This window comes from Massilia sp. IC2-477 (genome assembly GCF_020707265.1).
Classification (GTDB): domain Bacteria; phylum Pseudomonadota; class Gammaproteobacteria; order Burkholderiales; family Burkholderiaceae_D; genus Telluria.
This window is the reverse complement of sequence record NZ_JAJFEQ010000004.1, coordinates 482,791-509,511: the sequence shown is the minus strand read 5'-3', so window position 1 is coordinate 509,511 and position 26,721 is coordinate 482,791. Positions and strand designations below refer to the sequence as shown.

Annotated in this window: 20 protein-coding genes; 8 read left to right on the top strand and 12 right to left on the bottom strand. The window is 67.4% G+C overall.

The window, feature by feature from the left end:
• Positions 1-164 precede the first annotated feature (164 nt).
• On the top strand, positions 165-842 hold the full coding sequence (gene rpiA / locus LK542_RS11105) for a ribose-5-phosphate isomerase RpiA (RefSeq protein WP_227799768.1): 678 nt from the start codon (positions 165-167) through the stop codon (positions 840-842).
• 26 nt (positions 843-868) lie between these two features.
• Positions 869-1,198: a hypothetical protein gene (locus LK542_RS11100; RefSeq protein WP_374040133.1), complete on the top strand. Its 330-nt coding sequence runs from the start codon at positions 869-871 to the stop codon at positions 1,196-1,198.
• A gap of 18 nt (positions 1,199-1,216) precedes the next feature.
• Here the strand turns inward: LK542_RS11100 and LK542_RS11095 are convergent, their stop codons facing one another.
• Complete coding sequence (locus LK542_RS11095; RefSeq protein WP_227811946.1) at positions 1,217-3,052, bottom strand: phytase; 1,836 nt, start codon at positions 3,050-3,052, stop codon at positions 1,217-1,219.
• Positions 3,052-5,544, bottom strand: coding sequence for a TonB-dependent receptor (locus tag LK542_RS11090; protein ID WP_227799276.1), 2,493 nt, complete (start codon positions 5,542-5,544; stop codon positions 3,052-3,054). The genes LK542_RS11095 and LK542_RS11090 overlap by 1 nt, the downstream gene beginning before the upstream one ends.
• 276 nt (positions 5,545-5,820) lie before the next feature.
• Between LK542_RS11090 and LK542_RS11085 the strand changes: the two genes are divergently transcribed.
• Positions 5,821-6,681, top strand: coding sequence for a GGDEF domain-containing protein (locus LK542_RS11085; RefSeq protein WP_227811945.1), 861 nt, complete (start codon positions 5,821-5,823; stop codon positions 6,679-6,681).
• Positions 6,678-7,706 (top strand): AraC family transcriptional regulator ligand-binding domain-containing protein, encoded by a 1,029-nt coding sequence (locus LK542_RS11080; protein ID WP_227799274.1) that lies wholly within the window; start codon positions 6,678-6,680, stop codon positions 7,704-7,706. The genes LK542_RS11085 and LK542_RS11080 overlap by 4 nt, the downstream gene beginning before the upstream one ends.
• A 34-nt stretch (positions 7,707-7,740) precedes the next feature.
• Here LK542_RS11080 and LK542_RS11075 read toward each other — a convergent pair whose 3' ends face one another.
• The gene (locus LK542_RS11075) at positions 7,741-8,016 is read right to left on the bottom strand and encodes an oxidative damage protection protein (protein ID WP_027864371.1); all 276 of its coding nucleotides are present in this window, start codon (positions 8,014-8,016) and stop codon (positions 7,741-7,743) included.
• A gap of 52 nt (positions 8,017-8,068) precedes the next feature.
• Positions 8,069-9,382, bottom strand: a complete 1,314-nt coding sequence (argA, locus tag LK542_RS11070; RefSeq protein WP_227811944.1) for an amino-acid N-acetyltransferase — start codon at positions 9,380-9,382, stop codon at positions 8,069-8,071.
• Between the two features lie 55 nt (positions 9,383-9,437).
• On the opposite strand from argA, the gene hrpA reads away from it, so the two are divergent.
• Entirely contained in the window at positions 9,438-13,616 is a 4,179-nt protein-coding gene (gene hrpA / locus LK542_RS11065) for an ATP-dependent RNA helicase HrpA (RefSeq protein WP_227811943.1), read from the top strand.
• Between the two features lie 122 nt (positions 13,617-13,738).
• Here hrpA and LK542_RS11060 read toward each other — a convergent pair whose 3' ends face one another.
• Positions 13,739-14,392, bottom strand: a complete 654-nt coding sequence (locus tag LK542_RS11060) for a PRC-barrel domain-containing protein (protein ID WP_227811942.1) — start codon at positions 14,390-14,392, stop codon at positions 13,739-13,741.
• Positions 14,393-14,805: 413 nt separating this feature from the next.
• A complete protein-coding gene (locus tag LK542_RS11055) occupies positions 14,806-15,831 on the bottom strand; it encodes an SDR family oxidoreductase (RefSeq protein ID WP_227811941.1) in 1,026 nt (341 codons plus the stop codon).
• A gap of 151 nt (positions 15,832-15,982) precedes the next feature.
• Here LK542_RS11055 and LK542_RS11050 point away from each other — a divergent pair, with 151 nt between their 5' ends.
• Positions 15,983-16,597, top strand: a complete 615-nt coding sequence (locus LK542_RS11050; RefSeq protein WP_227811940.1) for a TetR/AcrR family transcriptional regulator — start codon at positions 15,983-15,985, stop codon at positions 16,595-16,597.
• A gap of 210 nt (positions 16,598-16,807) precedes the next feature.
• Here the strand turns inward: LK542_RS11050 and LK542_RS11045 are convergent, their stop codons facing one another.
• Positions 16,808-17,710: a LysR family transcriptional regulator gene (locus LK542_RS11045; RefSeq protein ID WP_227811939.1), complete on the bottom strand. Its 903-nt coding sequence runs from the start codon at positions 17,708-17,710 to the stop codon at positions 16,808-16,810.
• 106 nt (positions 17,711-17,816) lie between these two features.
• On the opposite strand from LK542_RS11045, the gene LK542_RS11040 reads away from it, so the two are divergent.
• On the top strand, positions 17,817-19,034 hold the full coding sequence (locus tag LK542_RS11040; protein ID WP_227799267.1) for an MFS transporter: 1,218 nt from the start codon (positions 17,817-17,819) through the stop codon (positions 19,032-19,034).
• Between the two features lies 1 nt (position 19,035).
• On the opposite strand, the gene LK542_RS11035 is transcribed toward LK542_RS11040, so the two are convergent.
• From LK542_RS11035 to LK542_RS11020, 4 genes are all read right to left on the bottom strand, one after another.
• Positions 19,036-21,840, bottom strand: coding sequence for an Hsp70 family protein (locus tag LK542_RS11035; protein ID WP_227811938.1), 2,805 nt, complete (start codon positions 21,838-21,840; stop codon positions 19,036-19,038).
• 5 nt (positions 21,841-21,845) lie between these two features.
• Positions 21,846-23,681, bottom strand: a complete 1,836-nt coding sequence (locus LK542_RS11030; RefSeq protein WP_227811937.1) for an Hsp70 family protein — start codon at positions 23,679-23,681, stop codon at positions 21,846-21,848.
• Positions 23,678-24,262, bottom strand: a complete 585-nt coding sequence (locus LK542_RS11025; protein ID WP_227811936.1) for a DUF2760 domain-containing protein — start codon at positions 24,260-24,262, stop codon at positions 23,678-23,680. The genes LK542_RS11030 and LK542_RS11025 overlap by 4 nt, the downstream gene beginning before the upstream one ends.
• 154 nt (positions 24,263-24,416) lie before the next feature.
• Entirely contained in the window at positions 24,417-25,934 is a 1,518-nt protein-coding gene (locus tag LK542_RS11020; RefSeq protein ID WP_227811935.1) for a BCCT family transporter, read from the bottom strand.
• Between the two features lie 375 nt (positions 25,935-26,309).
• Here LK542_RS11020 and LK542_RS11015 point away from each other — a divergent pair, with 375 nt between their 5' ends.
• Entirely contained in the window at positions 26,310-26,507 is a 198-nt protein-coding gene (locus LK542_RS11015) for a hypothetical protein (RefSeq protein ID WP_227811934.1), read from the top strand.
• A 63-nt stretch (positions 26,508-26,570) separates the two neighbouring features.
• Here the strand turns inward: LK542_RS11015 and LK542_RS11010 are convergent, their stop codons facing one another.
• Positions 26,571-26,711 carry a hypothetical protein gene (locus LK542_RS11010; protein WP_227799261.1) on the bottom strand — a complete coding sequence of 47 codons (141 nt, stop codon included), beginning with the start codon at positions 26,709-26,711 and terminating at the stop codon, positions 26,571-26,573.
• Between the last annotated feature and the right edge of the window lie 10 nt (positions 26,712-26,721).

Genomic DNA, 26,721 nt, shown 5'->3' with positions numbered 1-26,721 from the left:
TTCTCTACTCTTGCCAAGGGAAAGATCCAGTTTGCTGTAGAGCCAGGGGCTTGGCAATGCAATATGCATCGACCGGCTGATCCATGCGATGAAGCGTCGTTTTCGGGGAATAGAGCGTGCGATCCGCTAAAATGACGGCTTCCCTTATTCACTCCAACAGCATCATGACCCAGGACGAACTCAAGCAAGCCGTGGCGCGCGCCGCGATCGATTACGTGGTGGACGGCGAAATCATCGGCGTCGGCACCGGCTCGACGGCCAACTTCTTCATCGACGAGCTGGCGAAGATCAAGGACCGCATCAAGGGCACCGTGGCCTCGTCCGAAGCGACCGCGAGCCGCCTGCGCGGCCATGGCATCCCGGTGTTCGACCTGAACGAGGTGACCGAGATGGCGGTCTACATCGACGGCGCGGACGAGATCACCGCCAGCGGCGCCATGATCAAGGGCGGCGGCGCGGCGCTGACGCGCGAGAAGATCGTGGCGTCCGTCGCGAAGAAATTCGTGTGCATCGCCGACGGTTCGAAACTGGTCGAGACCCTGGGCAAGTTCCCGCTGCCGGTGGAAGTCATCCCGATGGCGCGCGCCTCGGTGATGCGCCAGCTGGCGGCGCTGGGCGGCCAGCCGCGCCTGCGCACCAAGGCGGGCAGCGATGAAGCCTTCATTACCGACAACGGCGGCGAGATCATCGACGTGGTGGGCATGTCGATCACCGACCCGATCGCCCTGGAAGAACAGATCAACCAGATCGTCGGCGTGATCGCCGTCGGCCTGTTCGCCAAGGCGGGCGCCAACGTCTGCCTGCTGGGTACGCCGGACGGCGTCAAGACCCTGACTTTCTGAGCGAGGAAAGCATGAAGCGCGCGCTGGTGCTGGTTGCCGTCCTGCTGGGCGGCTGTACGTCGTTCAAGGGCAGGGTGGCGCCGGCGCCCGCGCCGGTTGCCGCCGTCAAGCCGGCGGCGCCGGGGCTGCTCGATCCAAACGGCACACCGATCGAGCGGGTACCATTCAGGACCGGCGTGTCCTCGGCAACAGTCGAGAAGATGGCGAAGCAGGCCGGCTGCGGCGGCGGGCAGGGCGCCGGGCTGGTGACCGAGCCCGGCCCGGTCGAGGTCTACCGGATGCGCTGCGAGGAGGGCCCCATGCGCGGCAAGGTATTCACCGCGCGCTGCGAGCTGCGCCAGTGCGCGAAGATGTAGGCCGGGCCACGGTTCGCATCAGCGCGCGCCGTCGTCCAGTCCCAGGGCGGCGGCGATATCGTTCCAGGCGACCGCCTTGAAATTCTGCGCTCCGTCCGGCAGTCGCTTGAAACCATCCTGCACCACCAGCATGCCGCGGCCATAAGCGCCGCCCAGGTTCGCCGAACTCACCTCCAGCCCGTCGGTCTCCGACGCCCCATCGATGCCTTTCACGGCATCCATGCCGATCCGGAATGCCCCGCGCACCGCGAACGGGGCTGCCGCATCCAGCACCACATAGCTGTTGTTACCCTGGCTTGACACGACCAGGTAGCTCCGCTTCGACCCATGATAGATCCCCATGCCCTCGACATCCGCGTGCAGGAGCGGGCCCACCGGCATCACCATCTTCAGGGACGCCGGCTGGTCTGCGCGCGCCGAGGTCACCCATACGCCGCGCCGCTCCTCGCCGACGAACAACAGGCCGCTGCGATCGTCCGCCACGCAGCCTTCCGGCTGGGAAGCCAGCCGGAAGCTGCGCGCCAGCCTTGCACCGAAGCGTCCTGCGCTGCGGGTGATCCGGTAATGCTCGTAGCGTCCGTCCTTGTCGTTCACGAAGGCGTCCATCCCGCCCTCCGGGGTCCGCAGCACGCAGGCGCCATAAATGTCGTCCAGCCCGGTCGGCAGCCGCGCTGCCTCGCGCAAGCCGCCCTCGGCGTCGATCGTGAACAGCACCATGGCGTTTTCGTCGCGCTGGGTTGCCAGCGCCAGGTCGAAGCGCTCGGTCCCGAAACGGACATCCTGGCGCAGGTCGACGTTGTTCAGGCGCCCCGACTCGAGCAGCTGCACCTGGCGACCCTGCAGGTCGTAGACCAGCAGGCCCTGCTTCTTGTTGGTGCCGAGGATGCGCGACCTGGACGGGTCGGTGGGGTGGACCCAGATCGCCGGATCGTCGGCCGCGTCGCCGGCCCGCGCGACAGGCTCGGTCTGCATGCGCGGCAGCACCACGGGCAGCGTGGGCGCTGCCGGCGTTCCGGCCTTCCAGCCGAGCACAGGGGCTTGCCATCCCTTGCCGGTACGCACCAAGAGGCTGGCGGATGCGCCGGCGCCGGAGGCCAGTCCCTGCGCACGAAGCCTGCGGGCGGGCAGCGGCTGCCAGTTTGCGCCTGCACGGCGCCAGCTAAGCAGGGCGCCCTTGCCATCGACGGCGGCCAGGCCTCCCGGCAGCACCGCCAGCGCGGCGACTCCGTCCTTCAGTGCGCCCCATGGTGCGCGCAGCGCTACCGGCGTGCGTGTCGGCGGGCCTTCCGCCTCGGCGCCGTAGGCCCAGACCCCCAGGGCTTCTTCCGCCACGAACAGGGTGGCGTGCGCATCATCGACCCGGCAGTGCTCGACGCCGGTTGGCAGCGCGAGCCGGCGCACCAGGCGGTACTCGCCGCCCAGCAGCCATTGCTGGGCCTGGCCATCCTTGGCCACCAGGAAGACATGGTCGAGGCCTTGGGCGTCGCGGAACAGGCAGGCCGCTTCGATGCCGAAGCCGGTGTCGGGCAGCGCCGCCAGCGCGGCCAGGGTGCCTGCCCGGGTGTCGACGCGCACCGGTTGCAGGCGCTCGGCGTTCGAATCGACCACGATGGCGAGCGCGCCGCCGTCCAGCGGGCGCAGGTCGAGCCCCTCGCCGCGCAGGGGCAGGCTGGCCCGCTCGCGGCCGTCGGCATCCACCAGGCGCAGGGCGCGCTTGTCGAGCGCCAGCCAGGCGCCGTTGGGCAGCGGCGCCAGCTCTTCCGCGTCGCGCAAGGATGGAGGAGGCTCGGCCGCCATTACTGGGAGGGCGGCCAACAGCAGGGCCAATGCCGCGGGAATGAAGGTCCGTTTCATCAGAAGATGCTCGCTTTCAGGCCGATCTTGTAAGTGCGGCCATATTGTTCGTACTGGGCGTTGCGGGCCTTGTCGCCCTGGTACACATAGTACTTTTCATTGTTCAGGTTACTTGCATCGAAGCTCAGCTGCCAGCGCTTGTTGATGGTCCAGGACATCGACAGGTCGAGCTGCTTCTGGCTGTCCACCCAGCGGTCCTGGCCGGCGTCGAGCAGGTCTTCGCCCAGTTCCAGCAGGTAGGGCGACTTGTAGTTCATGGCCAGGCGCGCGCTGAAGGGCCCGCGCTCGTAGCCCAGCATGAGGTTGCCGACACGGTTCGATTGTCCGGGCATGCGGATGCTGCGGGCCATACGCAGGCCATCGCCGTCGGCGCTGTCGATGCTGGCGCGCGAATGGATCAGTGCACCGTTGATGCCGACCAGCAGGCCATCGAAGGGCGCCGGCAGCATGCGCAGCGGCTGCTGCCAGGCCAGCTCGATGCCGCGCACCCGGGCCTCGCCGCCATTGGCGTAGGATAGCGCGCTGGCATACTCGGCCCAGGCGCCGCTGCCGGCCAGGTTGGTGGCGTAGGTGAAGTCGCGGATCTGCTTCGAGAACAGGTAGGCGGACATGACCCCGTCCTTGCCAAGCAGGCGTTCGACGCCCAGGTCCAGGTTGTGCGAGCGCAGCGGCGCCAGGTCCGGATTGCCGATGGTGGCTTCGTCGCCGTCGATGCTGATGGCCGGCGCCAGCTGGCTGAAGTTGGCGCGCACCACCGAGTTGGTCCAGGCGGCGCGCAGGCTGGTCGCGTTATCGATGTCGTAGCGCAGGTGCAGGCCCGGCAGCCAGTTGGTGTACGAACGGGCGGCATTGCGCGCGCTGATCTCATCGTCCGCGACCTGGTTGCCGCGGGCGTCGAAGCGGGTGCGTTCGGCGCGCACGCCGGCGAGCAGCCACCAGGCGCCGCTGCGCAGGCTGGCCTGCAGGTATGCCGCGTCGATGTTCTCCTGCATGCGGAAGTCGTCCAGCGCCGATTCCGCATCCAGGCGGGCGCCGGCGCGGTCCAGTCCCGCGACCCGGGCGCGCACCAGCGCCGGCTCGATCGCGTAGCCGATCCGTCCCAGCTTGTAGTCCAGCTGGCGTCCGCCGACGAAGGCGGCCAGCGAGGTCGAGCCGGCGCCGAAATAGTCGCCGTCCTCCGGATCGTCGCTGCCGAACTCCCACTGCTCCGATTCGTTGTCCTTGTCGCGGCGGGTCGCCTTGGCGCCGAATTTCAGCGTGCCGTTCCATTCGCCGGCCCCAAAGTCGCGCTGCAGGTCCAGGCGCAGCTGGCGCGTGCGGTCGCGGGCCAAGCTGCGCTCGAGCGCGAACTCGCGCAACTCGTAGTTGGCCGGATCGAAGGCCGCGGCCGGAGCGATCAGGCGCGGTACCCTGCCGTTGGAAAAGCCGACGCCGGAGAAGTCATCGACGTTGCGAAAGCGTGCGTCGCCCAGGGCATCCGGGGTCTCGTCGGTGGCGCGGCTGGCGGCCGCTTCCAGGTGCAGTTTCCAGCCATCGCCGAAGCGGTGGTCAAGCGCGCCGGTGAGGGAGCGGATCTCCTGCGTATACTTGCGCTGGCGCAGGCGGCGTTCCAGGCGTGCCGTGTCCAGCTCTCCCTCGGCGACGTCGTCGCCTTCGAAGTCGCCGACTGTGAGGCGGTCGCGCGATTCCTCGTCGGAGAAGCGGCTGACGAAGCCGCGCAGCGCGACGCTGGTGAAGGCGTCGGGACGGTAGTCGAGGTTGAAGGCGCCGGCACGGCGCTCGCGCTGGGGCAGGTAGTCGCGCAGCTCGAAGCCCGACAAGCGCGGGCCGTCCCAGGCGCCGCCGGTCTCGACGTTGTCGGAGCCGAACTTGCGCTTTTCCCCAGACGCGCCGGCAGCGATGCCGAGTTTGCCGTCCATGAAGCGTTGCGCCCACAGCAGGTTGGCCTGCGGACTGGTCTGGCGGGTGTTGCCGTCGCGCCCGACAGCTGCGCCGACGCTGAACAGGGTGCCTGGCAGGTCGAATGCCGACAAGGTCTTGACCTCGACGCTGCCGCCCAGCGAATTCGCGTCCTGGTCGGGTGTACTCGACTTCGACACTTCCAGCGAGCGCACCAGCCCCGCAGGCAGCACGTCGAGCGCCACCGCGCGGCGCGAGGCTTCAGGCGAGGGAACCAGCGCGCCGTTGATGGTCACGCTGTTGTAGTCGGCATCCAGGCCGCGCACGACCACGTAGCGGCCTTCGCCCTGATCGCGCTGGACCGAGACGCCCGGCATGCGCGCCAGCGCTTCGGCGGCGTTCTTGTCGGGCAGGTGGCCGATGTCGTCGCTGCTCACCACACTGACGATGGTGTCCGCGTGCTCCTGCGCGGCAATGGCGTGCGCCAGGCTGGCGCGCTGTCCGGTGATGATCACGCTGGGTTCGTCGGCGGCGTGGACACCGGCCGCGGACAGCAGTCCGGCGGTGAGGGCGGGGAGGGCGAAGTAGCGCATGGGGGCACCAGGTTGTTGGGATGCGGCGGATTCTGGTGGCCGAATGTGACGTATCGGTGACGGCCGCCGCATCCGGCAGCCGATTCGGGCGCAGATGAGCTGAATTGACCCGGCCCGCGCCTTGCCGGTCGCGGCGCCAGGCAGGCTGAGGTGGGAAGATATGGCGCAGGCATGAGCCGTTCGGACCCGTGCGGCGCCGCCACGGCTTTGTCTTTCTGTCATGCTGCGGTCACACCGCTGCACTAGGGTAGGGCGATCCACGTCCCGACTTCCACCATGACTTTCGCGATCCGCCCCGTCCTCCTGCTTGCCGGCCTGTCGTGCAGCCTGCTCCTCCTGTTCATCGCCACCGGTACCGTGCTCCCGCTCGCCCAATGGAACTGGATGGATATCGCGGGCGAAGGCGGCACCGCCCTGCTGGCGGCGCTATGGTGCATGATCGTGCTGGGAAGCCGCCCGGACGGACGGGTGACGCGCCTGCTGGCGGGCGGCCTGGCCTGCATCATGCTCGGCTCCTGGGCCGACTGCCTGGACGAAGCGATCGATATCGGCAAGGCTGCCTGGTGGGACAATGCCTTCGAGGCGCTGCTGCCGCTGGGGATGCTGGTGCTGACGGCCGGCCTGTATTACTGGCGGCAGGAGCAGGCCACCTTGTCCGAGCACATGAGGAAGCGCGAGCGCCTGTTCCGCAGCCACCGGCCGTTCGACCGCATCACCCAGCTGGCCGACGCCGCCTACCTGCGCGAACAGCTGCGCCTGGAGACCCGGCGCGACGCAGCGCAGGCTTGCGTGCTGGTGCTGTTCGATATCGACGGCTTCCATCGCATTAACCGCGAACACGGCCCGGCGGAGGGCGACCGCGTACTGCAGGCGGTGGCGCACATGCTGCTGCTGAACCTGCGCAACGACGACCTGCTCTGTCGCTATGCCGGTGACCGCTTCGCCGTCCTGATGCCGGAGCGCGAGATCGACGAGGCCGCCGAGGCCGCGCAGCACCTGTGCGGGATGGTGTCGGCGATGCGTCACCACGCGAAAGGAGAAGCGCTGCAGCTGACGCTGCGCCACGGCTGTGCACCCGCGCGCGGAACGCCGGACGCCCTGCTTGCCGACCTGTGCCGAAGGATGGATGCGGCGTGATCGCCTGGCAGAGCGCCGGAGAACCCACGATCCCGGCGCACCAGCAGCCGGCGCTGGCCCTCGAGTACGGGCGCTCGCGCGATGCGGCCGACGCCGACCTGCTGCGCGATACCGGCCTGCTGGGCGGCCTGGGGCCTGACCGTCTGGTCGCGCCGGCCCAGTACCTGCAGCAGCTGTTGAACACCCTGCGCGTGCTGGACAGCCCGGACACCAGCTTCATGCTGGGCCAGTTGCTGCTGCCGGGCCACGACGGCGCGGCCAGCCACGCGCTGGTGCAGGCACCCAGCCTACGCGTGCTGCTCGAGACCCTGTGCCGTTTCCATGCGCGCCTGACGCCGCTCCTGCGTCCGCGCTTCGAAAGCCGCGGCGACGTGGCACTGGTGTACTGGGTCGATGCTTACGGCGCCCCGGGTATCCGGGCCGCGCTGGTCGAGATGCACATGACAGCCCTCGTGGGCCTGTGCCGCTGGCTCGGCGGCGAGCGCCTGCCCTGGCGCTTCTGCTTCAGCCGCGCCGCGCCGCGCCACATCGAGCAGCACCATGTCCACCTGGGCGCCGAGCTGCGTTTCGGCTGCCAGCTCGACGCGATGTTGCTGCCGTCCGCGTGGCTGGACCGGCCATGGCCGCGCGCCAGCGAACTGGCCGCGCGCCTGGCCTGGCAGCAGGCGGCAGCCGAAGCGGCGCGCGCACCGGGCCTGCTGGCTGCGCTCTATGACTATCTGCTGGAACATGTGCGCTCCGTGCCGACGCTGGAGCGAACCGCGAGCGACTTCGGCGTCAGCCCGGCGACCTTCAAGCGGCAACTGCTGCGTCACCATACCCATTTTCAGGGTGAACTGGACCAGGTGCGCACGCATGTCGCGCTATGGCTGCTGCAGGTGGAGAGGGCGGATAACGAAGAGGTGGCGCGCTATCTCGGCTTTCACGATGCGGCCAATTTCCGGCGCTCGTTCAAGCGCTGGACCGGGCTGACGCCGGGACCGATCCGGGCTGCGCTGGATGGGGTGCTGGGATGGGCCGGCTAGCGGCGCGGCGGCCGCCAGCCGGAGAAGCCGATGCTCAGGCCGCCGGCGGCACGTAACCCTGCGCCTGGTCCGCAGCGCCATCACCAAAGAAGTGACGTTCCATCTGCGTCGCCAGGTATTTGCGGGCGCGGTCGTCCGCCAGGTTCAGGCGGTTTTCGTTGATCAGCATGGTCTGGTGCTTCAGCCATGCCTGCCAGGCTTCCTTCGAGACCGACTGGTAGAGCTTCTTGCCCATTTCGCCTGGTACCGGCGGGAAGTCCAGTCCTTCGGCTTCCTTGTTCAGTTTGATGCATTGGACGGTGCGGGCCATGGTGTACTCCTGTAATCCTGTTGGTTGCGCTATAAAATCGGGTAGACCGCCATTATAGAGTCTTGATGAAAACCTGTGACCGGCGCTGCCAGTTATACATGTGCTGGCGGTCCTTCGGCAGGTCGTCCACCGTGGCAGGGACGAAGCCGCGTTTCTTGAACCAGTGCGCGGTGCGGGTGGTCAGCACGAACAGCTTGGTCAGGCCGGCGGCGCGCGCGCGGTTTTCGATGTGCTTGAGGATGCGTTCGCCGTCGCCCTGGGTCTGGGCGTCCGGGCTCACGGTCAGGCAGGCCATCTCGCCCATCTTCGCTTCCGGGAACGGGTAGAGCGCGGCGCAGCCGAAGATCACGCCGTCGTGGTCGATGACGGAGAACTGGTCGATTTCGCGCTCGATCAGCTCGCGGCCGCGATAAACCAGGGTGCCGTCGGCTTCCAGCGGTTCGATGAGCTTGATAATCCCGCCAACGTCCTCAATTGTGGCCTGGCGCAGGCTTTCCAGGTTTTCGTGGCTGATCATGGTGCCGACGCCGTCGTGCGTGAACAGCTCGAGCAGGGCGGAACCGTCCATCTCGAAGGGCACGATGTGGACGCGGTCGACGCCGCTGTTGCAGGCCTTGATGGCGTGCTGCAGGTAGAAGGCGGCGTCCGGCGGCAGGAAACCGGCCTGCAGCACGGCTTCGGCCTGGTGCGAGGACAGTTCGCGGATCTCGGTGCCGGTGGCGTCGCTCATCATGCCGGTCTCGGTGACGTAGATGAGCTTGTCGGCGTGCAGGGCGATCGCGGCCGCGGCGGCCACGTCTTCCATCGTCAGGTTGAAGATCTCGCCGGTGGGCGAGAAGCCCAGCGGCGACAGCAGCACCAGGCTGTCTTCGGTCTGCAGGATCGGCTGGATCTTGTCGGCGGCGATCTTGCGGGTCACGCCGGTGAGTTCGAAGTCGACGCCGTCGATCACGCCGAGCGGACGGGCGACGACGAAGTTGCCCGAGACGATGCTGATCTGGGCGTGCGACATCGGGGTGTTCGGCAAGCCCTGGCTGAAGGCCGCCTCGATGTCGAGACGCAATTCGCCGGCGGCTTCCTTCGCGCATTCGAGCGCCGCGCTGTCGGTGACCCGGATACCGTTGTGGAAACGGCCTTCGACGTTACGCAGGGCGAGCTGTTCGGCGACCTGCGGACGCGAGCCATGTACCAGCACCAGGCGGATGCCGAGTCCGAGCAGCAGAGACAAGTCCTGGGCCAGCACCGGCAGGGCGCCGGCGGCGACCAGTTCGCCCGGAAAAGCGACGACAAAGGTCTTGCCGCCGAAGGTGTGAATGTATGGCGCGACAGAGCGCAGCCACTGGACGAATTGGGTAGGGTTTTCCATTTGCCGCATTATAATTCGCTGCGCGTCGTGCGCACCAAATACCTCGTAAAAATCAATGTCTGAACAGAGTAACAAGCCTTCGCCGCAGCAGGCGCGCGCCGCGTCCCCGAACCCTTCCGCCAACGAGCCGCGCAAGCAACGGCCTGCGGGCGAACTGCGCGCACCCATGACGCAGACGCGCGATGGCGAACTGCAGACCAGGCGTGAGAACAGTGGACCGCGCCGCGCTCCGGCGCCGCGTGACGATAAGGGCCAGCGTCCGGCGAACGGGCAGGGTGGTGCGAAGCCGAATCCGCCGCGTGAGCGCGGCGAGCGTCCCCCGCGCGAGGACGATCGCAATCCACCGTTCCGCAATCCCATCCCGCCGATTACCTTCCCCGAAGACCTGCCGGTCTCCGGTCGCCGCGCCGAGATCGCGAAGGCGATCGAAGCGAGCCAGGTGGTCATCGTCTCGGGCGAGACCGGCTCCGGTAAAACCACCCAGCTGCCGAAGATCTGCCTGGAGCTGGGCCGCGGCCAGAAGGGCCTGATCGGCCACACCCAGCCGCGCCGTATCGCGGCATCCAGCACCGCCAAGCGCATCGCACAGGAACTTGGTTCGCCGCTAGGCGAACATGTGGGCTTCAAGGTGCGCTTCAACGACACGCTGCAAAAGGGCGCCTCGGTCAAGCTGATGACCGACGGTATCCTGCTGGCTGAAACCCAGACCGATCCGCTGCTGCGCGCCTACGACACCATCATCATCGACGAAGCGCACGAACGCAGCCTGAACATCGACTTCCTGCTCGGCTACCTGAAGCAGCTGCTGCCGCGCCGTCCGGACCTGAAAGTGATCATCACCTCGGCGACCATCGACGCGGAGCGCTTCTCGCGCCACTTCGGCACGCCGGAAAAACCGGCGCCGGTGATCGAGGTGTCGGGCCGCCTGTACAAGGTGGAGGTACGCTATCGTCCGGTGGACCGCGACCCGGTCACGACCACCAACGCCAAACCTGGCGAGCCGGCGCCGAAGGCCCAGGTCGCACGCGACAAGCGCGACCTGATGGAAGCCGTGGTCGACGCGGTCGATGAGCTGTGCCGCATCGGCTCGGGCGACGTGCTGGTCTTCCTGCCGGGCGAGCGCGAGATCCGCGACTGCGCAGAAAGCCTGCGCAAGCACCATCCGCCGCACGTCGAGATCCTGCCGCTGTTCGCGCGCCTGTCGGTGGAAGAGCAGGACCGCGTGTTCCGCACCACGAACGCGCGCCGCATCGTGCTGGCGACCAACGTGGCAGAGACCTCCCTGACGGTGCCGGGCATCCGCTACGTGGTCGATACCGGCCTGGCGCGCGTAAAGCGCTACAGCTTCCGCAACAAGGTCGAGCAGCTGCAGATCGAGCCGGTGGCGCAATCCTCGGCCAACCAGCGCGCCGGCCGTTGCGGCCGCGTGGCCGATGGCGTCTGCATCCGCCTGTACGAAGAAGACGATTTCAACAAGCGCCCGAAGTTCGCCGACCCGGAGATCCTGCGTTCCTCGCTGGCCTCGGTCATCCTGCGCATGAAGTCGCTGCACCTGACCGACGTCGAGACCTTCCCCTTCATCGAGCCGCCGCAGGGCCGCGCGATCGCCGACGGCTACCAGCTGCTGCAGGAAGTCGGCGCGGTCGACGACGCCAACGAACTGACGCCGCTGGGCAAGAAGCTGGCCAAGCTGCCGCTTGACCCGCGCGTGGGCCGCATGATCCTGGCCGCGGTCGACAACGACTGCCTGACCGAGATGCTGATCGTGGCTTCCGCGCTGTCCACGCAGGACCCGCGCGACCGGCCGATCGAATACCAGCAGCAGGCCGACGAGAAGCACAAGAAGTTCGCCGACGAGAAGTCCGAGTTCCTCAGCTACCTCAAGATCTGGGCCTGGTTCGAGGATGCGATCGAACACAAGAAATCGAACCGCCAGCTGCAGGAAAACTGCCGTGCCAACTTCCTGTCGCAGCTGCGCCTGCGCGAGTGGCGCGACGTGCATTCGCAGCTGCTCACCGTCGCGCGCGAGCAGGGCTGGCGCCTGAACGCCGCGCCCGCGACCTACGACCAGCTGCACATGGCGCTGCTTACCGGCCTGCTCGGCAATATCGGCTTCAAGGCCGAGGACGAGCCGGTGTTCCTCGGCGCGCGCGGCATCAAGTTCCACATCTGGCCGGGTTCCTACCTCGCCAAGAAGCCGGGACGCTGGGTGATGGCGGCCGAACTGGTCGAGACCACGCGCCTGTACGCGCGCACCATCGCGCAGATCCAGCCGGAATGGGTGGAGAAGATCGGCGCGCACCTGCTCAAGAAATCCTGGGGCGAGCCGCGCTGGGAGAAGCGCCAGGCCCAGGTGACGGCGCTGGAGCGCGCGACCCTGTACGGCATCGTCGTCTACAGCAACCGCCGCATCAACTACAGCCAGCACAACCCGACGGAAGCGCGCGAGATCTTCATCCGCGACGCGCTGGTGGCGGGCGACTACGAAACCCGTGCGCCGTTCTTCGCGCACAACCACAAGCTGGTACGCGAAATCGAGAACCTCGAACACAAGTCGCGCCGCCTGGACGTGCTGGTGGACGAACAGCTGATCGCCGCCTTCTACGATAACGAGATCCCGCACACGGTCGTGAATGGCGCCGGTTTCGAGAAGTGGTACAAGGACGCCGCGCGCGACAACCCGAAGCTCCTGTACCTGAACCGCGAAGAGCTGATGCGGCACGAAGCGGCCGGCGTCACCACGGAACTGTTCCCGAAGACGATGAACGTCACCGGCATCGAGATGGGCCTGACCTACCACTTCGAGCCAGGCAGCGCGCGCGACGGCGTGACCCTCGCGGTGCCGCTGTTCGCGCTGAACCAGATCCCGCAAGAGCGCGCGGGCTGGCTGGTGCCGGGCATGCTGAAGGAGAAGGTGCACCTGCTGCTGAAATCCCTGCCGCAGAAGCTGCGCCGCCACTGCGTGCCGCTGCCGGACTACGCGGCGAAGTTCTTCGAGCGCCACCAGGAACCGCTGCGCTTCGCCAAGGGTGACCTGATCGACGCCCTGATCGCCGACATCCACATGCACACGAGTGCCCGGGTGCTCACGAGCGACTTCAAGCTCGAGACCCTGCCGGCGCACCTGTTCATGAACTTCAAGGTGATCGACGAGCACGGGCGCCAGCTCGACATGGGCCGCAACCTGGCAACGCTGCAAGCGGAGCTGGGCGGACAGGCGCGCGAAAGCTTCCAGAAGATGGCGGAAGCCACGCCGGCCGCGCCCGCGAAGCTGCAGGCCTTGCAGCCGAGTGCAGCGCCGGCGCCGGCGAAAGGGAAGGGCAATGCGCCGGTAACGAAGGCGGCTGCCGCCACGGCGGCGCCGACGCCGGCGCCGGGCGCCGTCCAGCACACCGGCCTCACCACCTGGAGCTTCGGCGAGCTGCCGGAACTGCTCGAGATCACGCAGGGCAAGCTGACCCTGATCGGCTTCCCGGCACTGGTGGACAAGGGCACGCACTGCGACCTGGAAGTGTTCGACGACCCGAACGTGGCGGCGCGCACCCACCGCGTCGGCCTGCGCCGCCTGTTCGCGCTGCAGCTCAAGGACCAGCTCAAGTTCGCCGAGAAGAACATTCCCGGCCTGCAGGGCATGGGCATGCAGTTCATGGTCGTCGGCACGCAGGAAGACCTGCGCGACCAGATCATCGCCAAGGCGATCGACATCGCCTGCCTGCAGGATCCGCTGCCGATCAACTCCGGTGAGTTCAACAAGCGCAAGGACGAGGGCAAGGGGCGCATTGGCCTCCTGATCAACGAGATCGCGCGCCTGGTGGGGTCGATCCTGGCCGAGTTCCACGGCATGCCGAAGCGCATCCAGAGCCTGCCGCAGGCGGTGCAGCAGGATATCCAGGCGCAGCTGCAGGGATTGATCCACAAGCGCTTCATCGCCGACAACGAGTACAGCCAGCTGGCGCACTTCCCGCGCTACCTGAAGGCGATCAATGTGCGCATCGAGAAACTGCGCGGCAATCCCTCGCGCGACGCGCAGCTGATGGCGGAATGGCAGAACGCGGCCAGCCAGTTCCAGCGCACGCTGAAGAACCAGGCGGGCAAGAACAACGATCCGCGCATGATCGAGTTCCGCTGGATGCTGGAGGAGCTGCGGGTGTCGCTGTTCGCGCAGGAGCTGAGGACGCCGATGCCGGTGTCGGCCAAGCGCTTGCAGAAGGTGTGGGAGTCGATGATACGCTGAGTAGTGGAAGTTCGTAGGGTGGGCGGCTTTGCCGCCCACGCGGTGATACGTGCAATATGAAGTTTCGCGGTGGCGTTGACAGCGGTTGACCGCGTGGGCGGAAAATCCGCCCACCCTACAGATCAGCCGATATTGCTGCCGCGGATGCGGCTCAGGTCCTTGTCGTCGCCTTCATGACTGGGCCGTGGATCGGCGCTGCCGCCGACCCCGTACGAATCGCCATGCAGGCTGCCCGAGCCGACGCTGGCACCTAGGCTGCTGCCGGCGCCGCCGCTGCTTCCGGCCGAGCCTGCACCCACGCTGGAACCCATACCACGGCCCATCGCGGAGCCGGCATCCGAGCTGGCGCTGCCGATCATGCCGCCACCCATCGAGCTGCCCGGGCCCATCGTTGGCGCCCCGGAACGCTGCGGGTCGGTGCCGTAGAAGCTGTGGATGCTGCTGGCCCAGCTCATGTCGCTCATGTCGGGCCAGGCGTCCTTGTCGAAGCCCGGCGCGTTTTTCAATCTTTCCTTCTCGACGTTGAGCACCATGCGCTTGTTGACGGTGTCCAGGTGCAGGGCCTGCCATGGCACGGCGAACAGCTTTTCGCCGATGCCGAGGAAGCCGCCGAAGGCCAGCACGGCGTAGGCCACCTGGCCTGTCTGCATGTCCAGCATGATTTCCTTGATGTCGCCGAGGTCTTCTTCCTGTGCATTCACGACGCTGTCGCCGATCAGCGTATCGGCGCCCATCAGCGCCGGCCCGGGTCCGGTGCTGCGCGTGTGCCTGTACATGCCATATCTGTCACGATCTGCGTAGCTCATCATTCACCTCCTTGTGCATGAAATACCCGCAAGACAGCAGGCTTACCCTTCAAGGGTAGAGTCCAGCCTTGCTCGTCGCATGATATGGCTCAAACGTACCAAGGCGCGCGCGGCAGGACCGGCCGGGCTGCGCGTTAAGCGAGATAGCGCACAGAAGGTTATTTGCACTGTAGTTATTGTGCTAAGTAATGTTTCGGAGAGAAAAGAAATGACTGTGACTAAGCGCTGCCACTACACCGGCCTGTTCAGCAACCGTATTCCCACCCGTTCCATCGGTTCCCTTTTCGCCCGCCTGAGCTGGTTCGGCCGCCGCTGAACCGGGGCGCAGCGCGCGGGTCGGCCCCGGCCCGCGCGCCAGTCTCAGGACCTATTCCTGCCCAGCCTCAGGGCTGGCCGCCGCCACCGGACACCCCGTAGACGTGTCCGGTGGTATAGCTCGATTCATCCGACGCCAGCGTCACGTAGGTCGCCGCCAGTTCGGCCGGCTGGCCCGGCCGCTTCATCGGCGTATCCCCTCCGAACTTCTTCAGATTCTCCTGCGTCTGGCCGCCCGATACCTGCAGCGGCGTCCACACCGGACCCGGCGCCACGGCATTCACCCTGATTCCCTTCGAGGCCAGTTGCTTGGCCAGCGACTTGGTCATCGACACCTCGGCCGCCTTGGTCAACGCATAGTCCACCAGGTTCTCGGACGGATCGTAGGCCTGCTGCGAGGCCGTATTGATGATGCAGCTGCCCGGCTTCAGGTGCGGCACTGCCGCCTTGGTAATCCAGAACACCGCGTACACATTGGTCTTGATGGTCCAGTCGAAGTCGGCCGTCGAGATGTCGAGGATCGACTGCGCCGACTTCTGGCGCGCCGCATTGTTAACCAGGATGTCGAGCCCGCCCAGCTGGCGCACGGCTTCGTCGACCAGCTTGCGGCAGAAGGCTTCGTCGCGGATGTCGCCGGGAATCGCCACCGCCTTGCGGCCAGCCTGGCGAATCAGCTGCACCACTTCCTGGGCATCCTGCTCTTCGGCCGGCAGGTAGTTGATGGCCACGTCGGCGCCTTCGCGCGCAAAGGCGATCACGGCGGCGCGGCCGATGCCGGAGTCCCCACCCGTCACCAGCGCCTTGCGTCCGGCCAGGCGCCCGCTGCCGCGGTAGGTGGTCTCGCCATGGTCGGGGCGCGGCGTCATCTTCGCGGCCAGGCCCGGCCAGGGCTGCTGCTGGTTGGGGAAGGGCGGCGCCGGGTAGCGCGCGGCGGCTTCGCGCGCGCGGCCGGGCGGCGGCTGGCTGCCCTCGGATTGCTGGGCCAGTGCGGGGACGGCGGCGGCCGAGGCCGCGATGCCGGTGGCGACGGTGCTGACGAAGCGCCGGCGCGAAGGCGCGGGCGCATCGACGGGCTTCTTGTTCTCGGAATCCATGCATGCTCCTGAAAGTGAGGGAAAGGGCGACCACGACAGTGCGGGCGATGGTAGCGGTTCCCGGCCGGACGGGGCATCCGTTAGCCCTAAGGCAATAACAAGCAGCCAAAATTGTCCTTGTTATTTCGCACACCTGTGCTAAAGTTATCGCATGAACAGCACGACCAAAAGCGAAGCCACCTACGCGACCATCCTCACAGCCGCCTATGACATGGCGGCGAGCGAAGGCATCGGCAAGGTATCGCTGGGCGAACTGGCCAAGCGCACCGGGATCAGCAAGAGCGGCATTTTCTCGCGCGTCGGTTCGCTCGAAGCGCTGCAGTCGGCAGTGCTCGACGAATACGACCGCCGCTTCGGCGAAGAGGTATTCATGCCGGCGCTGCACGTGGAGCGCGGCCTGCCACGCCTGACCATGCAGGTCGAGCTGTGGCTGAAGAAGATCGGCAATGAGACCACGCGCGGCGGCTGCCTCTATACGGCGGGCGCGTTCGAGTTCGACGACGTGCCCGGTCCGCTGCGCGACCGCATCGAGGCCGGGGTGAACCGCTGGCGCGCATCGATGCGCAAGACAGTGCTGCAGGCGATGGAAGCAGGGCACCTGCGGCGCGATACCGAACCCGAGCAGCTGGTGTTCGAGATCTACAGCCTGGCGATTGGCGTGATGCACGACGCGCGCTTCCTGCGGGCGAATGCGGTGCCGCGGCGGGCGCAGCGGGCCTTCAACCGCCTGATATCGACGTACAAGAGCTTCAACGACCTGGAGTAGTGAATTCCCAACCGGGACGGGCCGCGCCTGTCCTTTTTTTCAACTGATTTCGCACAGGTGTGCGAAACGAGCTGTGCACAAGGAGATTGCCATGTCTGTCCTTTGGTTGCTGTTGCTTCCCCTTGCCGGATGCGCCTGGCATGTCGTGGGAGGCGTCGTGCGCGACTGCCCGGAGTGCAATGAGGATTTCGTGTTCTGCTGAGCCTGTTCTCACGCCATCCACGGCTGGCGCGGCAGGGCCTGCGCCAGGTAGTTCACCATCGACTCGATCTTCGCCGACACCGCGGACTGCCGGTAATACACGGCGTGGATCGGCCGGCTCGCCGGGATCGTCAGTTCGGGCAGCACTTCCACCAGGCGCCCCGCGGCCAGCTCGCTTGAAGTGTGGAAGTCGGAGAAGCTGGCGATGCCCATGCCCTGCAGGGCAAGCTGGCACAGGGTTTCACCGCTGGACGATTTCAGGGTCGGCTCGATGCGCACCCGCCTGCCCTCGAGATCGCGCAGCGGCCAGACGTTCAGGCTGTCGGGTTCGCTGAAGCCCAGCAGCTCGTGGCGCATCAGGTCCGCGACATCCTTCGGCGTGCCGCGCCGGTCCAGGTACTCGGGGCTGGCCACCAGCCGCAGCCGCGCGTGGCCCAGCAGGCGGCTGTGCAGGGTCGAGTCTTTCAGTTCGCCGATGCGCACCGCCAGGTCCACGCGGCGCTCCAGCAGGTCGATGAAGCCTTCGTTGCTGCTGAGGGTGAGCGTCACGTTCGGGTGCAGCGCGCGGTATTCGGGAATCAAAGGCACCAGCACGTGCAGCATGAAGGGTGTCGCGGCATCGATACGCAGCTGGCCCGACAGCTGCCCGCGCCGCTCCACAAGGCGGTCTTCGGCGGCCTGCACCGCATGCAGGATGCCGCGCGCATCGCCCACGAAGGCATCGCCCTCGTCGGTGAGATCGAGCCGGCGCGTGGTCCGGCGCAGCAGCGGCGTTGCCAGTTTCTCTTCCAGCCGGCTGAGCAGCCGGCTGACTGTCGATACCGGCTGGCCGAGGCGTTCCGCGGCCGCCGTCATCGACCCCGTGTCCACGATGGCGAGGAACACGACCAGTTCTTCCAGCTCGATCTTCATGGTTTTTATTTTCTCACTGCGCGCAAAAGTCTTTCTCGGATTACCTACTTTATCCGAAAAATGATTGCCCTGATAATGCTCGGCCTGTCACACGAAAGCCGAAGCTATGCACGCATCTTCTTCCAACAATATTTCTTCTTCCGATCAATCGACGCGCGGCGCGGGCCTGGCGCTGCTGGCGCTGGCCGTCGGCGCCTTCGGTATCGGCACCACCGAGTTCGGCCCCATGGGCATGCTGCCGACCATCGCCGGCGGCGTCGGCGTATCGATCCCGGCGGCTGGCATGCTGGTGTCGGCCTACGCCATGGGCGTGATGGCGGGTGCGCCCGTCATGAGCCTGCTGCTGGCGCGCTGGCCGCGGCGCCGTGCCCTGGTCGCCCTGATGGCCATCTTCGCGCTCGGGAACATCCTGTCGGCGCTCGCGCCGCAGTATGCCAGCCTGATGGCGGCGCGCGTGGTCACCAGCCTGGCGCACGGCGCCTTCTTCGGAATCGGATCGGTGGTGGCGGCCAGCCTGGTGCCGCGCGAGCGGCAGGCAAGCGCGGTGGCCATGATGTTCCTGGGCCTGACGATCGCGAACATCGGCGGCGTGCCGGCCGCCACCTGGGTCAGCGAACACCTGGGCTGGCGCGAGTCCTTCGGCGCGATCGGCATGCTGGGCGTGCTCGCGATGGCGGCCCTCATGATGTTCCTGCCGGCCGGCAGCCGCGGGGAGGCGCTGAACGTGCGCCGCGAATTGAAGGTGCTGGCACGTCCCGTCGTGCTGCAGGCGCTCCTGACGACGGTGCTGTCCTCGGCCGCCATGTTCGCCCTCTACACCTACATCAATCCGGTGCTGCAGACCTTTACGCAGGCTTCGCCGGGCTTCATCACCATGATGCTGGCGCTGATCGGTATCGGCTTCACGGTCGGCAATACCATCGGCGGCAAGATGGCGGACCGCTCGGTCGACCGGACCATTCTGCTCTTCCTGCTGGTCGAAGCCGCGACCATGATCGCTTTCCCGTGGCTGGCAGCCAGCAAGCTGGGGGCAGCCGTCGGCCTGTTCGTCTGGGCCGCCGCGGCCTTTGGCCTGGTGCCGCCGGTGCAGATGCGCGTGATGCGCGCCGCAAGCGAAGCGCCGGGACTGGCCTCGTCCGTCAACATCGGCGCCTTCAATCTCGGCAATGCGATCGGCGCCGCACTGGGCGCGGCCGTCCTGAATGCGGGCATGGGCTATCCCTCGGTGCTGTTCGGCGGCGCGGCCATGAGCGTGCTCGCTTTCCTGCTGGTGGCATGGGCGGCCTACGGCCGGCCCGCTGCCGCCGTGCCGTGCACGCAGTAAGTTAGCGCAGCAGCTTGAGGCCCGGGGGCAGGGCATCGCCCAGCATCCGGGTCTCGACCGCCTGGTCGAGTTCCACCACCTCGCGCACCATGGCCGACCAGGCCGGCGGTGCGCCAGTCGCGGACAGGCGGCGCAGCACCTCGTCGCGCACCGCCTGGCCGATGTCGCGCGAACGGTCGCCCGTCATGCGCGCGATGTGGGCGGCAGCAAAACCGGCTGGCTCGATCTTCTTCCAGTCCAGCTGCAGGAGCTGGGTCAACCAGCTTTCCGCCGATGCGCTCGGCGCCACTTCGTGCGCCGCGCCGTGGAAAGACTGGCGCGCACCGACACGGCCCAGCGCCCACAGGTAGCGTCCGTACCGTGCCGCTGCCCTGGCGTCGATTTTCGCGCCCGTCGGCATCTCCATGATCTGCCCGATCAGCCAGTCCCCGATCTCGGCCTTGTAGGCGGCCGGGATGCGTTCGAGCGAGGCGCCCACGCGCAGCATGTCGTCCTCGGTGCCGTCGACCAGGGTAACGGGCCGCCGTCCGCGCTCCGCTGCGTCGGCCTGCAGGTTGAAGGCGAAGTCGTCGAGCAGGCGCAGTTGGGCCTCGACAGACAGGCCGCCCGCCACCCGCCGCCACAGCGTCCACCATTCGGCGCGCACCTGGCTGTCCTTGTGGTACTGGACGCCAGTCTCGAACATGGCCCACAGCTGCTCGATGCGCCATTCGTCGAGCGGATGGCCGAAGCCCGGACGCAGGCAGTAGCCGGCCAGGTTCAGCCACGCGCGTTCGTGCTCGGCGGAGCGGCGCCGGCCCTTGGCGCGTGCCAGCAGGGCGTCGAACAGGCGGCGCAGCAGCGGCGTGGTCCAGCGTTCGCGCGAGCCGAGCAGGTGTTCCAGCGAGGCGCGCAGCTGGCGCACTTCGCGCGGATCGACCTGCTGCGAGCGGTTGCCGAAGATGCGGTCGAGGCGGGCGATTGCCTCATCGAGTTCGGCCGGCAGCACTTCCTCCTCGACCGTCTCGCCCTCCTGCGCACGCAGCTGGAATTCCAGGCGCCAGCGCTGGGATGCATCTTCTTCCGCAATACAGAAGACCTCGAGCGTGCCGACCTCGGACAACACGGCGGCCAGCTGCACCGGGATGTCAGCGCTGCGCTTGCTACGCAGGACGGTGGAGATGGCAGGCAGGCGCACGATGTCGCTTGCAGGCAGGTCCAGCAGATCGCCCGGCTGCGGCAGCACGCCGCCCGGATCGGCGGTCGAGGAAACCAGGTGGAAGCGCACTGGGCGCCCGAGGCGCAGTGCGAAGCTGCGGCTCACCAATCGCACTTCCTCGCCGGCCGGCGCCCCACGCGGCAGCAGGCAGACCGCGCGTACGGTATCGCCCGACTGCTCGGCATCGAGCAGCAGGTAGTAGTTGCGCGCCGAGCCGCTTTCGATCGATGGCGCCTGCCCGGCGCGCGCCAGCGAATAGGCGACGCCGCCGCGCGCCACGGCGACATCCGGGTCCTCGTTGTGCAGCAGCGCTACCGGCGCACCGCGCCAGTTTGAGAGCACATCGACAAGACGTTGCGCCAGCGCGGCGCCGCGGAACACGCCGCCGTTGAGCAGCAGGGTATCCGGGACCGGCAGGCTGCCATCGTCCGCCATGCCGAGGGCTTCGCGTGCGGCCTGCGCATGCTGGCGCAGGAAGCCGGCCAGGTGGCGCGTGATGGCCGGGTCGCTCGCATAGGGCAGGCCGAATTCGACGATGCCGGCGCGCGCGCGTTTCGCCGCCTCCTGGGCTTCGTTGGGCGGAAAGAAGCCGTCGAGCACGATCCGCTGGACGTCCTCGCGCGTGATCGTGGCCGAGCGGCTGGCGCCGATCAGGCGTGCGCCGGAACCGAGCAGGGTCACGGTCACCTGGTCCGGCGCATCGGGCGCCAGCAGCTGTTCCTTGGCGGCGCGGCAGCGTTCCGTCAGCTGGGCCAGGCGGCCGGCCGTCAGGCGTTCTGGCGCATTTTCATCCCTCAGGCGTGATTCGGCCAGGTGCGCCAGCGCCAGGTCCATGTTGTCGCCGCCGAGGATCAGGTGGTTGCCGACGCCAATGCGCGTCAGCTTCGGCTGGCCGTCCTCTTCCAGTTCGACCTTCACCAGGCTGAAGTCGGTGGTGCCGCCGCCGACGTCGGCCACCAGCACCAGGCGCGTGCCCGCCAGGTCTTGCGCCAGGGTGGCGCGGTGGCGGTACAGCCAGTCGTACAGGGCCGCCTGCGGTTCTTCCAGCAGGCGCAGCTCCGGCAGGCCGGCCATGCGCGCGGCCTCCAGCGTGAGGGCGCGTGCGCCTTCGTCGAAGGAGGCGGGAACGGTGAGGACGATTTGCTGGCGCTCGAGCGGCGCCGTCGGGAAGCGCCGGTTCCAGGCCGCGCGCAGGTGCGCGAGGTAGCTGGCGCTGGCCGCCACCGGCGACACCTTGGGTACTTCAAGCGCATCGGCGCCCCAGGGCAGGATCGCCGCCATGCGGTCCACGCCCGCATGCGACAGCCAGCTCTTGGCGCTGGCCACCAGCCGGCCCGGGGTCTGGCTACCCAGCACGCGGGCCAGGCGCCCGACGGCGACGCGCTCGACGCCGGCCGGGTCCTGCTGGACCCAGGGCAGTTGCAGTTCGCCGGGAGCGAGTTCGTTATCGAGCGGGTGGTAGCGCATCGAGGGCAGCAGCGCAGTTGCCGCTACTTCCCCCGGCGCCACCAGCTGTTCGATGGCCAGCAGTTCGACCGCCGCGCCGGGCGCGGCAAAGGCGAGCACCGTGTTGGTGGTGCCCAGGTCGATGCTGACGAGGTAGGTCACCGCGCTTACTGTTGGCGGACGTCGAACTCGATCTTCCAGCGCTGGCCGTCACGTGCGACCGCGGCCAGTTCCAGCGTCCCTGCGTCGGTCGCCAGCGCGTGCAGCTTGACCTGCACCACGTCGCCGGCCACGCGGCCTTCCGCCGGCAGGGTCGCCTGGATCTCGTTCATTTCCTGCAGCTCGTCCGGGCCCCAGAACTCGAGCACCTCGCCGATGCGGTCCTGGCGCCGGGTGGTGGAGCCGAAGAAGCGGAAGGTGACCGGCTCGCCCACCACCAGGCCGAATTCCTGGCCCGGCAGTTCGAGTTCGCTGCCTTCTTCCATGCCGAAGGGGGCCACGCACAGTGCCTCGATCGGCGGCTCCATGCCGGGAATCGCCGGCATCGAGGATTCGACGCCGACGTAGTAGGAACGGGCCGTGCCGCCGCGGATGCGCACGCCGCCGCCACGGCGTGCATAGCTGAAGTAGGCCGCGCCGCGCGCCACCGCGAGATCCAGGTCGGCGCCTTCCAGCATGCGTGCGGGCTCGGCGCCTTCCATGTACAGCCAGTCGTTGATGGTGTCCATTACGCGCTGAGCCAGGATGTTCGACTTGAACACGCCGCCGTTGAACAGCACCGCGCTCGGGTGCAGGAAGCTGGCATCCGGATTGACCGCGCGGCCGAAGCCTTCCAGCTCGGCGGTGGCGCCGGCCTGGCGTGCCAGGAAGGCGGCCAGGTGCTTCGTGATCGCGGCGTCCTGGGCATACGGCAGGCCGACCTGGGTCAGGCCGGCGCGGGTGCGGGTGGCAGGACGTGCGGATGCTTCCACGCGCGGGAAGAAGCCTTCGGTAATGAAGGCGGTGACTTCGTCGCGCGTCAGTTCGGTGCGGATCGAGCCGCCGATGAGTTTCGAGCCGCGGCTCGGCACCACGATCGGCCACACGGTGGCATTCGCGTCGGCCAGCAGGTGTTCCTTGGCGCTGCGGCAGCCATAGGTGAGGGCGCGCATCTGCCAGGCGTCGAGCTGGGTGCCGCTCGCCTGGAGTTTACGCGCCACGAAGTGGGCCAGCGCCAGGTCCATGTTGTCGCCGCCCAGCAGGATGTGGTCGCCCACCGCCACGCGGTGCGGCTCGAGCGTGCCCTCGCGTTCGAGGATCGCGATCAGCGAGAAGTCGCTGGTGCCGCCGCCGACGTCGACCACCAGCACGATGTCGCCGGCCTTGACCTGCTTACGCCAGGCGCCGCGGCTGCCCTGGATCCAGCTGTACAGGGCCGCCTGCGGCTCTTCCAGCAGGGTTGGGTTCATGCCCGCATTGCGCGCCGCTTCCGCGGTGAGTTCGCGCGCGCCCGGATCGAAGGACGCCGGGATGGTGACGGTGACCTGCTGCTGGTCGAAGGGCGCGTCCGGATGCGCCACATTCCATGCCTGGCGCAGGTGCGCCAGGTAGCGGGTCGAGGCCTCGAGCGGCGAAACGCGCGTGACTTCTTCCGGCGCGTCGTGCGGCAGGATGGCGGCGCGGCGGTCGACGCTCGGGTGGCTCAGCCAGCTCTTGGCCGAAGACACCAGGCGGATCGGGGTGGTGGCGCCGCGGCTGCGCGCCATTTCGCCCGCGATGAAGCCTTCGCCGCCCGCGCTCCAGGGCAGCGCGGTTTCGCCCGCCGCCAGTTCGTCCGGGTGCGGCAGGTACAGGAAGGAGGGCAGCAGCGGCAGCGCTTCGACCGTGCCGGGCGCGCTCAGCTGCGGGATGGCCAGCACGCCGTCGACGGTCTTTTCGCCGTCGCTGGCCTGCAGGTCGACATAGGACAGGGCGCTGTGGGTGGTGCCCAGGTCGATGCCGATGGCGTAACGTGGGTCGCTCACAGCTCCACCTCCGCCGGCGCCAGCACGCGCGCGTCATGCTTCTCGGCCAGCTGCGGCAGCTGGACCTTGCTGGCGCGCCAGCCGCGGTGCGACAGGGTGCCCTTGAACGGGGCCTGGCCGACCACGTTGCCGGTCAGGCGCACGCTGGCGGCGTCGAAGCCTTCTTCCAGCGTGACGCGTGCGCCTTCCGCTTCAGCACGCACCGGCTCGATAGTGAAGTGCTCGCGCAGCACGCGCGCGCAGCCTTCGTGCACCACGCGGGCGGCGGCGCCGATGTCGGCGTCGGAATAGGCGCTCAGGTTTTCCTGGGTGAAGTCGATCAGGCGCGCTTCGCGCTGGAGCAAGCTCAGCAGCTGCAGGGCCGACTCGGCGCTCGGGGCGCGCAGCGGGGCCGCGGTCGGGGCGGCGGTAGGCACGGGCGTCGGGGCCGCGGTCGGTGCCGGTGTGGGCATCGCCACCGGGTCCACCCCATCATCGCGCACGCGCGCTGCAAACTCGGCATCGCCGAGCGATTTGAAGAAGGCGCCAAAGGCGATCGAAAGCCGGCTGAAGAAGCCCGGCAGATTGGTCGGAGTAGTCATTCTTGATGTTCTGTAGGGTAAGGGACGGGCGCGCTGTCGGACAGAGTCCGGGCCACGGTCCGGAAAACGCGCATGATACCAGTTTGGCTACAGCCGAGGCACGCGTGCGGTAGGGTGGTCGGCATAGCCGACCACCCTACGGATCACGCAAAACCTAGTGCGCCGCCATTTCGCGCATCCGGCGCCGCAGCGCGCGTTCGCGCCGCGCCTCTTCCTGCCAGTCTTCGCGCAAGGCGCGCCACAGGGCAATCACCATCAGCACGATCACCAGCGCGAAGGGCAGGGCGAACAGGATGGTGGCCGTCTGCACCGCGTCGATCCCGCCCGCCAGCAGCAGGCTGATGGCGATGCCGGCGATCAGGATGCCCCAGACCAGCTTGGTACGGGCCGGCGGGTTCGGGTCGCCGCCGCGGCTCATCATGCCCAGCACCAGCACGGCCGAGTCGCCCGAGGTCACGAAGAAGACCACCACGAGCAGCGTGGCCACCATCGACATGATGCTCCCAAAAGGCAGGGCCTCGAACATTGCGAACAGGGTCGTGGCCAGGTCGGCCTTGACGGCGTCGGCCAGCGGGATGTGCTGCCAGATCTCCAGGTAGAGCGCGGTGCCGCCGAAGATCGAGAACCAGACGAAGGCCGCCAACGACGGAGCCAGCACGGTGCCGATGATGAACTCGCGGATGGTGCGGCCGCGCGAGACGCGCGCGATGAACAGGCCGACGAAGGGCGACCACGAGATCCACCAGGCCCAGTAGAAGATGGTCCAGTTGGCCACCCAGCTGCTGTCGCGGAAGGGCGTGGCGCGCAGGCTCATGCGCACGATCTCGCTGGCGTAGCTGCCCAGGGTATTGGTGAAGGTGTCGATGATCGCCACCGTGGGGCCGAGCAGGAATACGGCGAGGGCGAGTAGGGCCGCCATCGCCATGTTCACGTTGGACAGCAGCTTGACGCCCTTTTCCACGCCGCTCACGGCCGAGGCAATGAACATGGCGGCGGTCACGACGATGATCGCGACCTGCGAGGCGGGACTGATGGCGAGCCCGAACACGGCGTTCAGGCCGCTGTTGATCTGCAGTGCGCCGACGCCGAGCGAGGCGGCCACGCCGAAGGCCGTGGCCACCACCGCCAGACCATTGAACAGTCCGGACATGGCGCGCACGGGGCGCCAGGGCAGCGAGCTGGTGACGGTGCTGATCAGGGAGTTGCCGGCGCGGCGGTACTGGAAGAAGGCGATCGCCAGCGCCACCACGCTGTACACGGCCCAGGGGTGGATACCCCAGTGGAAAAACACATAGCGCATGGCGGCGTTGGCGGCCTCCGGGGTGCCGGCGGTGACGCCTGGCGGCGCGGTGACGTAATGGGAAATTGGTTCAGCCACGCCCCAGAACACCAGGCCAATGCCCATGCCGGCGGCGAACAGCATGGCGAACCAGCTGCCGACGCTGAATTCCGGTTCGTCGTCCTCGCCGCCGAGTTTCAGGCTGCCGTAGCGGCTGAAGGCGACATAGGCGGCGAACAGCACCAGCCCGAGGACCACCCACAGGTAGAACCAGCCGAAGTTGCGGGTGAGGGAAGCGAGCATGGTGTCGAACACGGACGCCATGTTGTCGGGGGCGAGGATGCCCCATAACACGATGAGAAAGATAAAGCCCGCAGAGCAGAGCATTTGCATGAGTTCTCCTTATTGATGCGTGCGGACGCTGCCGCAGGCAGGCAAGGCGGGCGTGGCGTGGGCACGACACGGCTCGGCACGTGTGGCCACCTTGCACTTTGACGGATAGCCTGCATGACAGGCTTCAGAGGGGCACGCATCGCGTTGCTGTGGCAGCGACGCGATGACCCGACTGGCGAGAGGAATAGTAGGGCTGGCCTGGGCCAGCAGGCTGCAGTGTAACACATCGTGCATTTGCACAAATGTTTTAGCAAATGTACACGGGAATGGGAAGATAGTCGATCGGTGAATGGCGATCATCATGGATCGCAATTTGATTTCTATCTGGAAGGGGTCATACTGGAAGCATCCAAAACGATTCCAAGAGAGAAGATCATGCCCAGCTCCCTGCCCGTGTCCGCCCAGGTCATCAATACTGCCTTCGGTTTCATCCAGAGCCTGTTCCGCCGCCCGGCGCCTGCCACCGTGCACGCCAATGCGCCCGACCTGTTTACCCTGTACCAGATGAGCCGCGGCCGCGATTCCGTCTCGCCCGCAGTCCTGCGCAAGCTGGCCGACGCTGCAGCGAAATAAGCGTCCGGCAAACCCCTCTCGAAGCCTGCCTCGCGCAGGCTTTTTTGTATCCGAGGATCTAGGTCAGGAAATTGGGCCTTTCATGCAGGCGTAGATGATCCGCGCGATCACGGCGAGGAGAATCAGCCACACGATCCAACGTACGGTGCGGTATCGTCTGGCGGCTATTTCACCGAAAACGTTCAAGATCAGCTCGGCAAGCATGTTGTCTCCT

Bases quoted from the DNA above. Each gene is read 5' to 3' on its own strand.
- rpiA (WP_227799768.1), top strand. From the start codon at position 165: ATGACCCAGGACGAACTCAAGCAAGCCGTGGCGCGCGCCGCGATCGAT.
- LK542_RS11095 (WP_227811946.1), bottom strand. From the start codon at position 3,052: ATGAAACGGACCTTCATTCCCGCGGCATTGGCCCTGCTGTTGGCCGCC.
- LK542_RS11090 (WP_227799276.1), bottom strand. From the start codon at position 5,544: ATGCGCTACTTCGCCCTCCCCGCCCTCACCGCCGGACTGCTGTCCGCG.
- LK542_RS11085 (WP_227811945.1), top strand. From the start codon at position 5,821: ATGACTTTCGCGATCCGCCCCGTCCTCCTGCTTGCCGGCCTGTCGTGC.
- LK542_RS11075 (WP_027864371.1), bottom strand. From the start codon at position 8,016: ATGGCCCGCACCGTCCAATGCATCAAACTGAACAAGGAAGCCGAAGGA.
- argA (WP_227811944.1), bottom strand. From the start codon at position 9,382: ATGGAAAACCCTACCCAATTCGTCCAGTGGCTGCGCTCTGTCGCGCCA.
- hrpA (WP_227811943.1), top strand. From the start codon at position 9,438: ATGTCTGAACAGAGTAACAAGCCTTCGCCGCAGCAGGCGCGCGCCGCG.
- LK542_RS11060 (WP_227811942.1), bottom strand. From the start codon at position 14,392: ATGTACAGGCACACGCGCAGCACCGGACCCGGGCCGGCGCTGATGGGC.
- LK542_RS11055 (WP_227811941.1), bottom strand. From the start codon at position 15,831: ATGGATTCCGAGAACAAGAAGCCCGTCGATGCGCCCGCGCCTTCGCGC.
- LK542_RS11050 (WP_227811940.1), top strand. From the start codon at position 15,983: ATGAACAGCACGACCAAAAGCGAAGCCACCTACGCGACCATCCTCACA.
- LK542_RS11045 (WP_227811939.1), bottom strand. From the start codon at position 17,710: ATGAAGATCGAGCTGGAAGAACTGGTCGTGTTCCTCGCCATCGTGGAC.
- LK542_RS11040 (WP_227799267.1), top strand. From the start codon at position 17,817: ATGCACGCATCTTCTTCCAACAATATTTCTTCTTCCGATCAATCGACG.
- LK542_RS11025 (WP_227811936.1), bottom strand. From the start codon at position 24,262: ATGACTACTCCGACCAATCTGCCGGGCTTCTTCAGCCGGCTTTCGATC.
- LK542_RS11020 (WP_227811935.1), bottom strand. From the start codon at position 25,934: ATGCAAATGCTCTGCTCTGCGGGCTTTATCTTTCTCATCGTGTTATGG.
- LK542_RS11015 (WP_227811934.1), top strand. From the start codon at position 26,310: ATGCCCAGCTCCCTGCCCGTGTCCGCCCAGGTCATCAATACTGCCTTC.
- LK542_RS11010 (WP_227799261.1), bottom strand. From the start codon at position 26,711: ATGCTTGCCGAGCTGATCTTGAACGTTTTCGGTGAAATAGCCGCCAGA.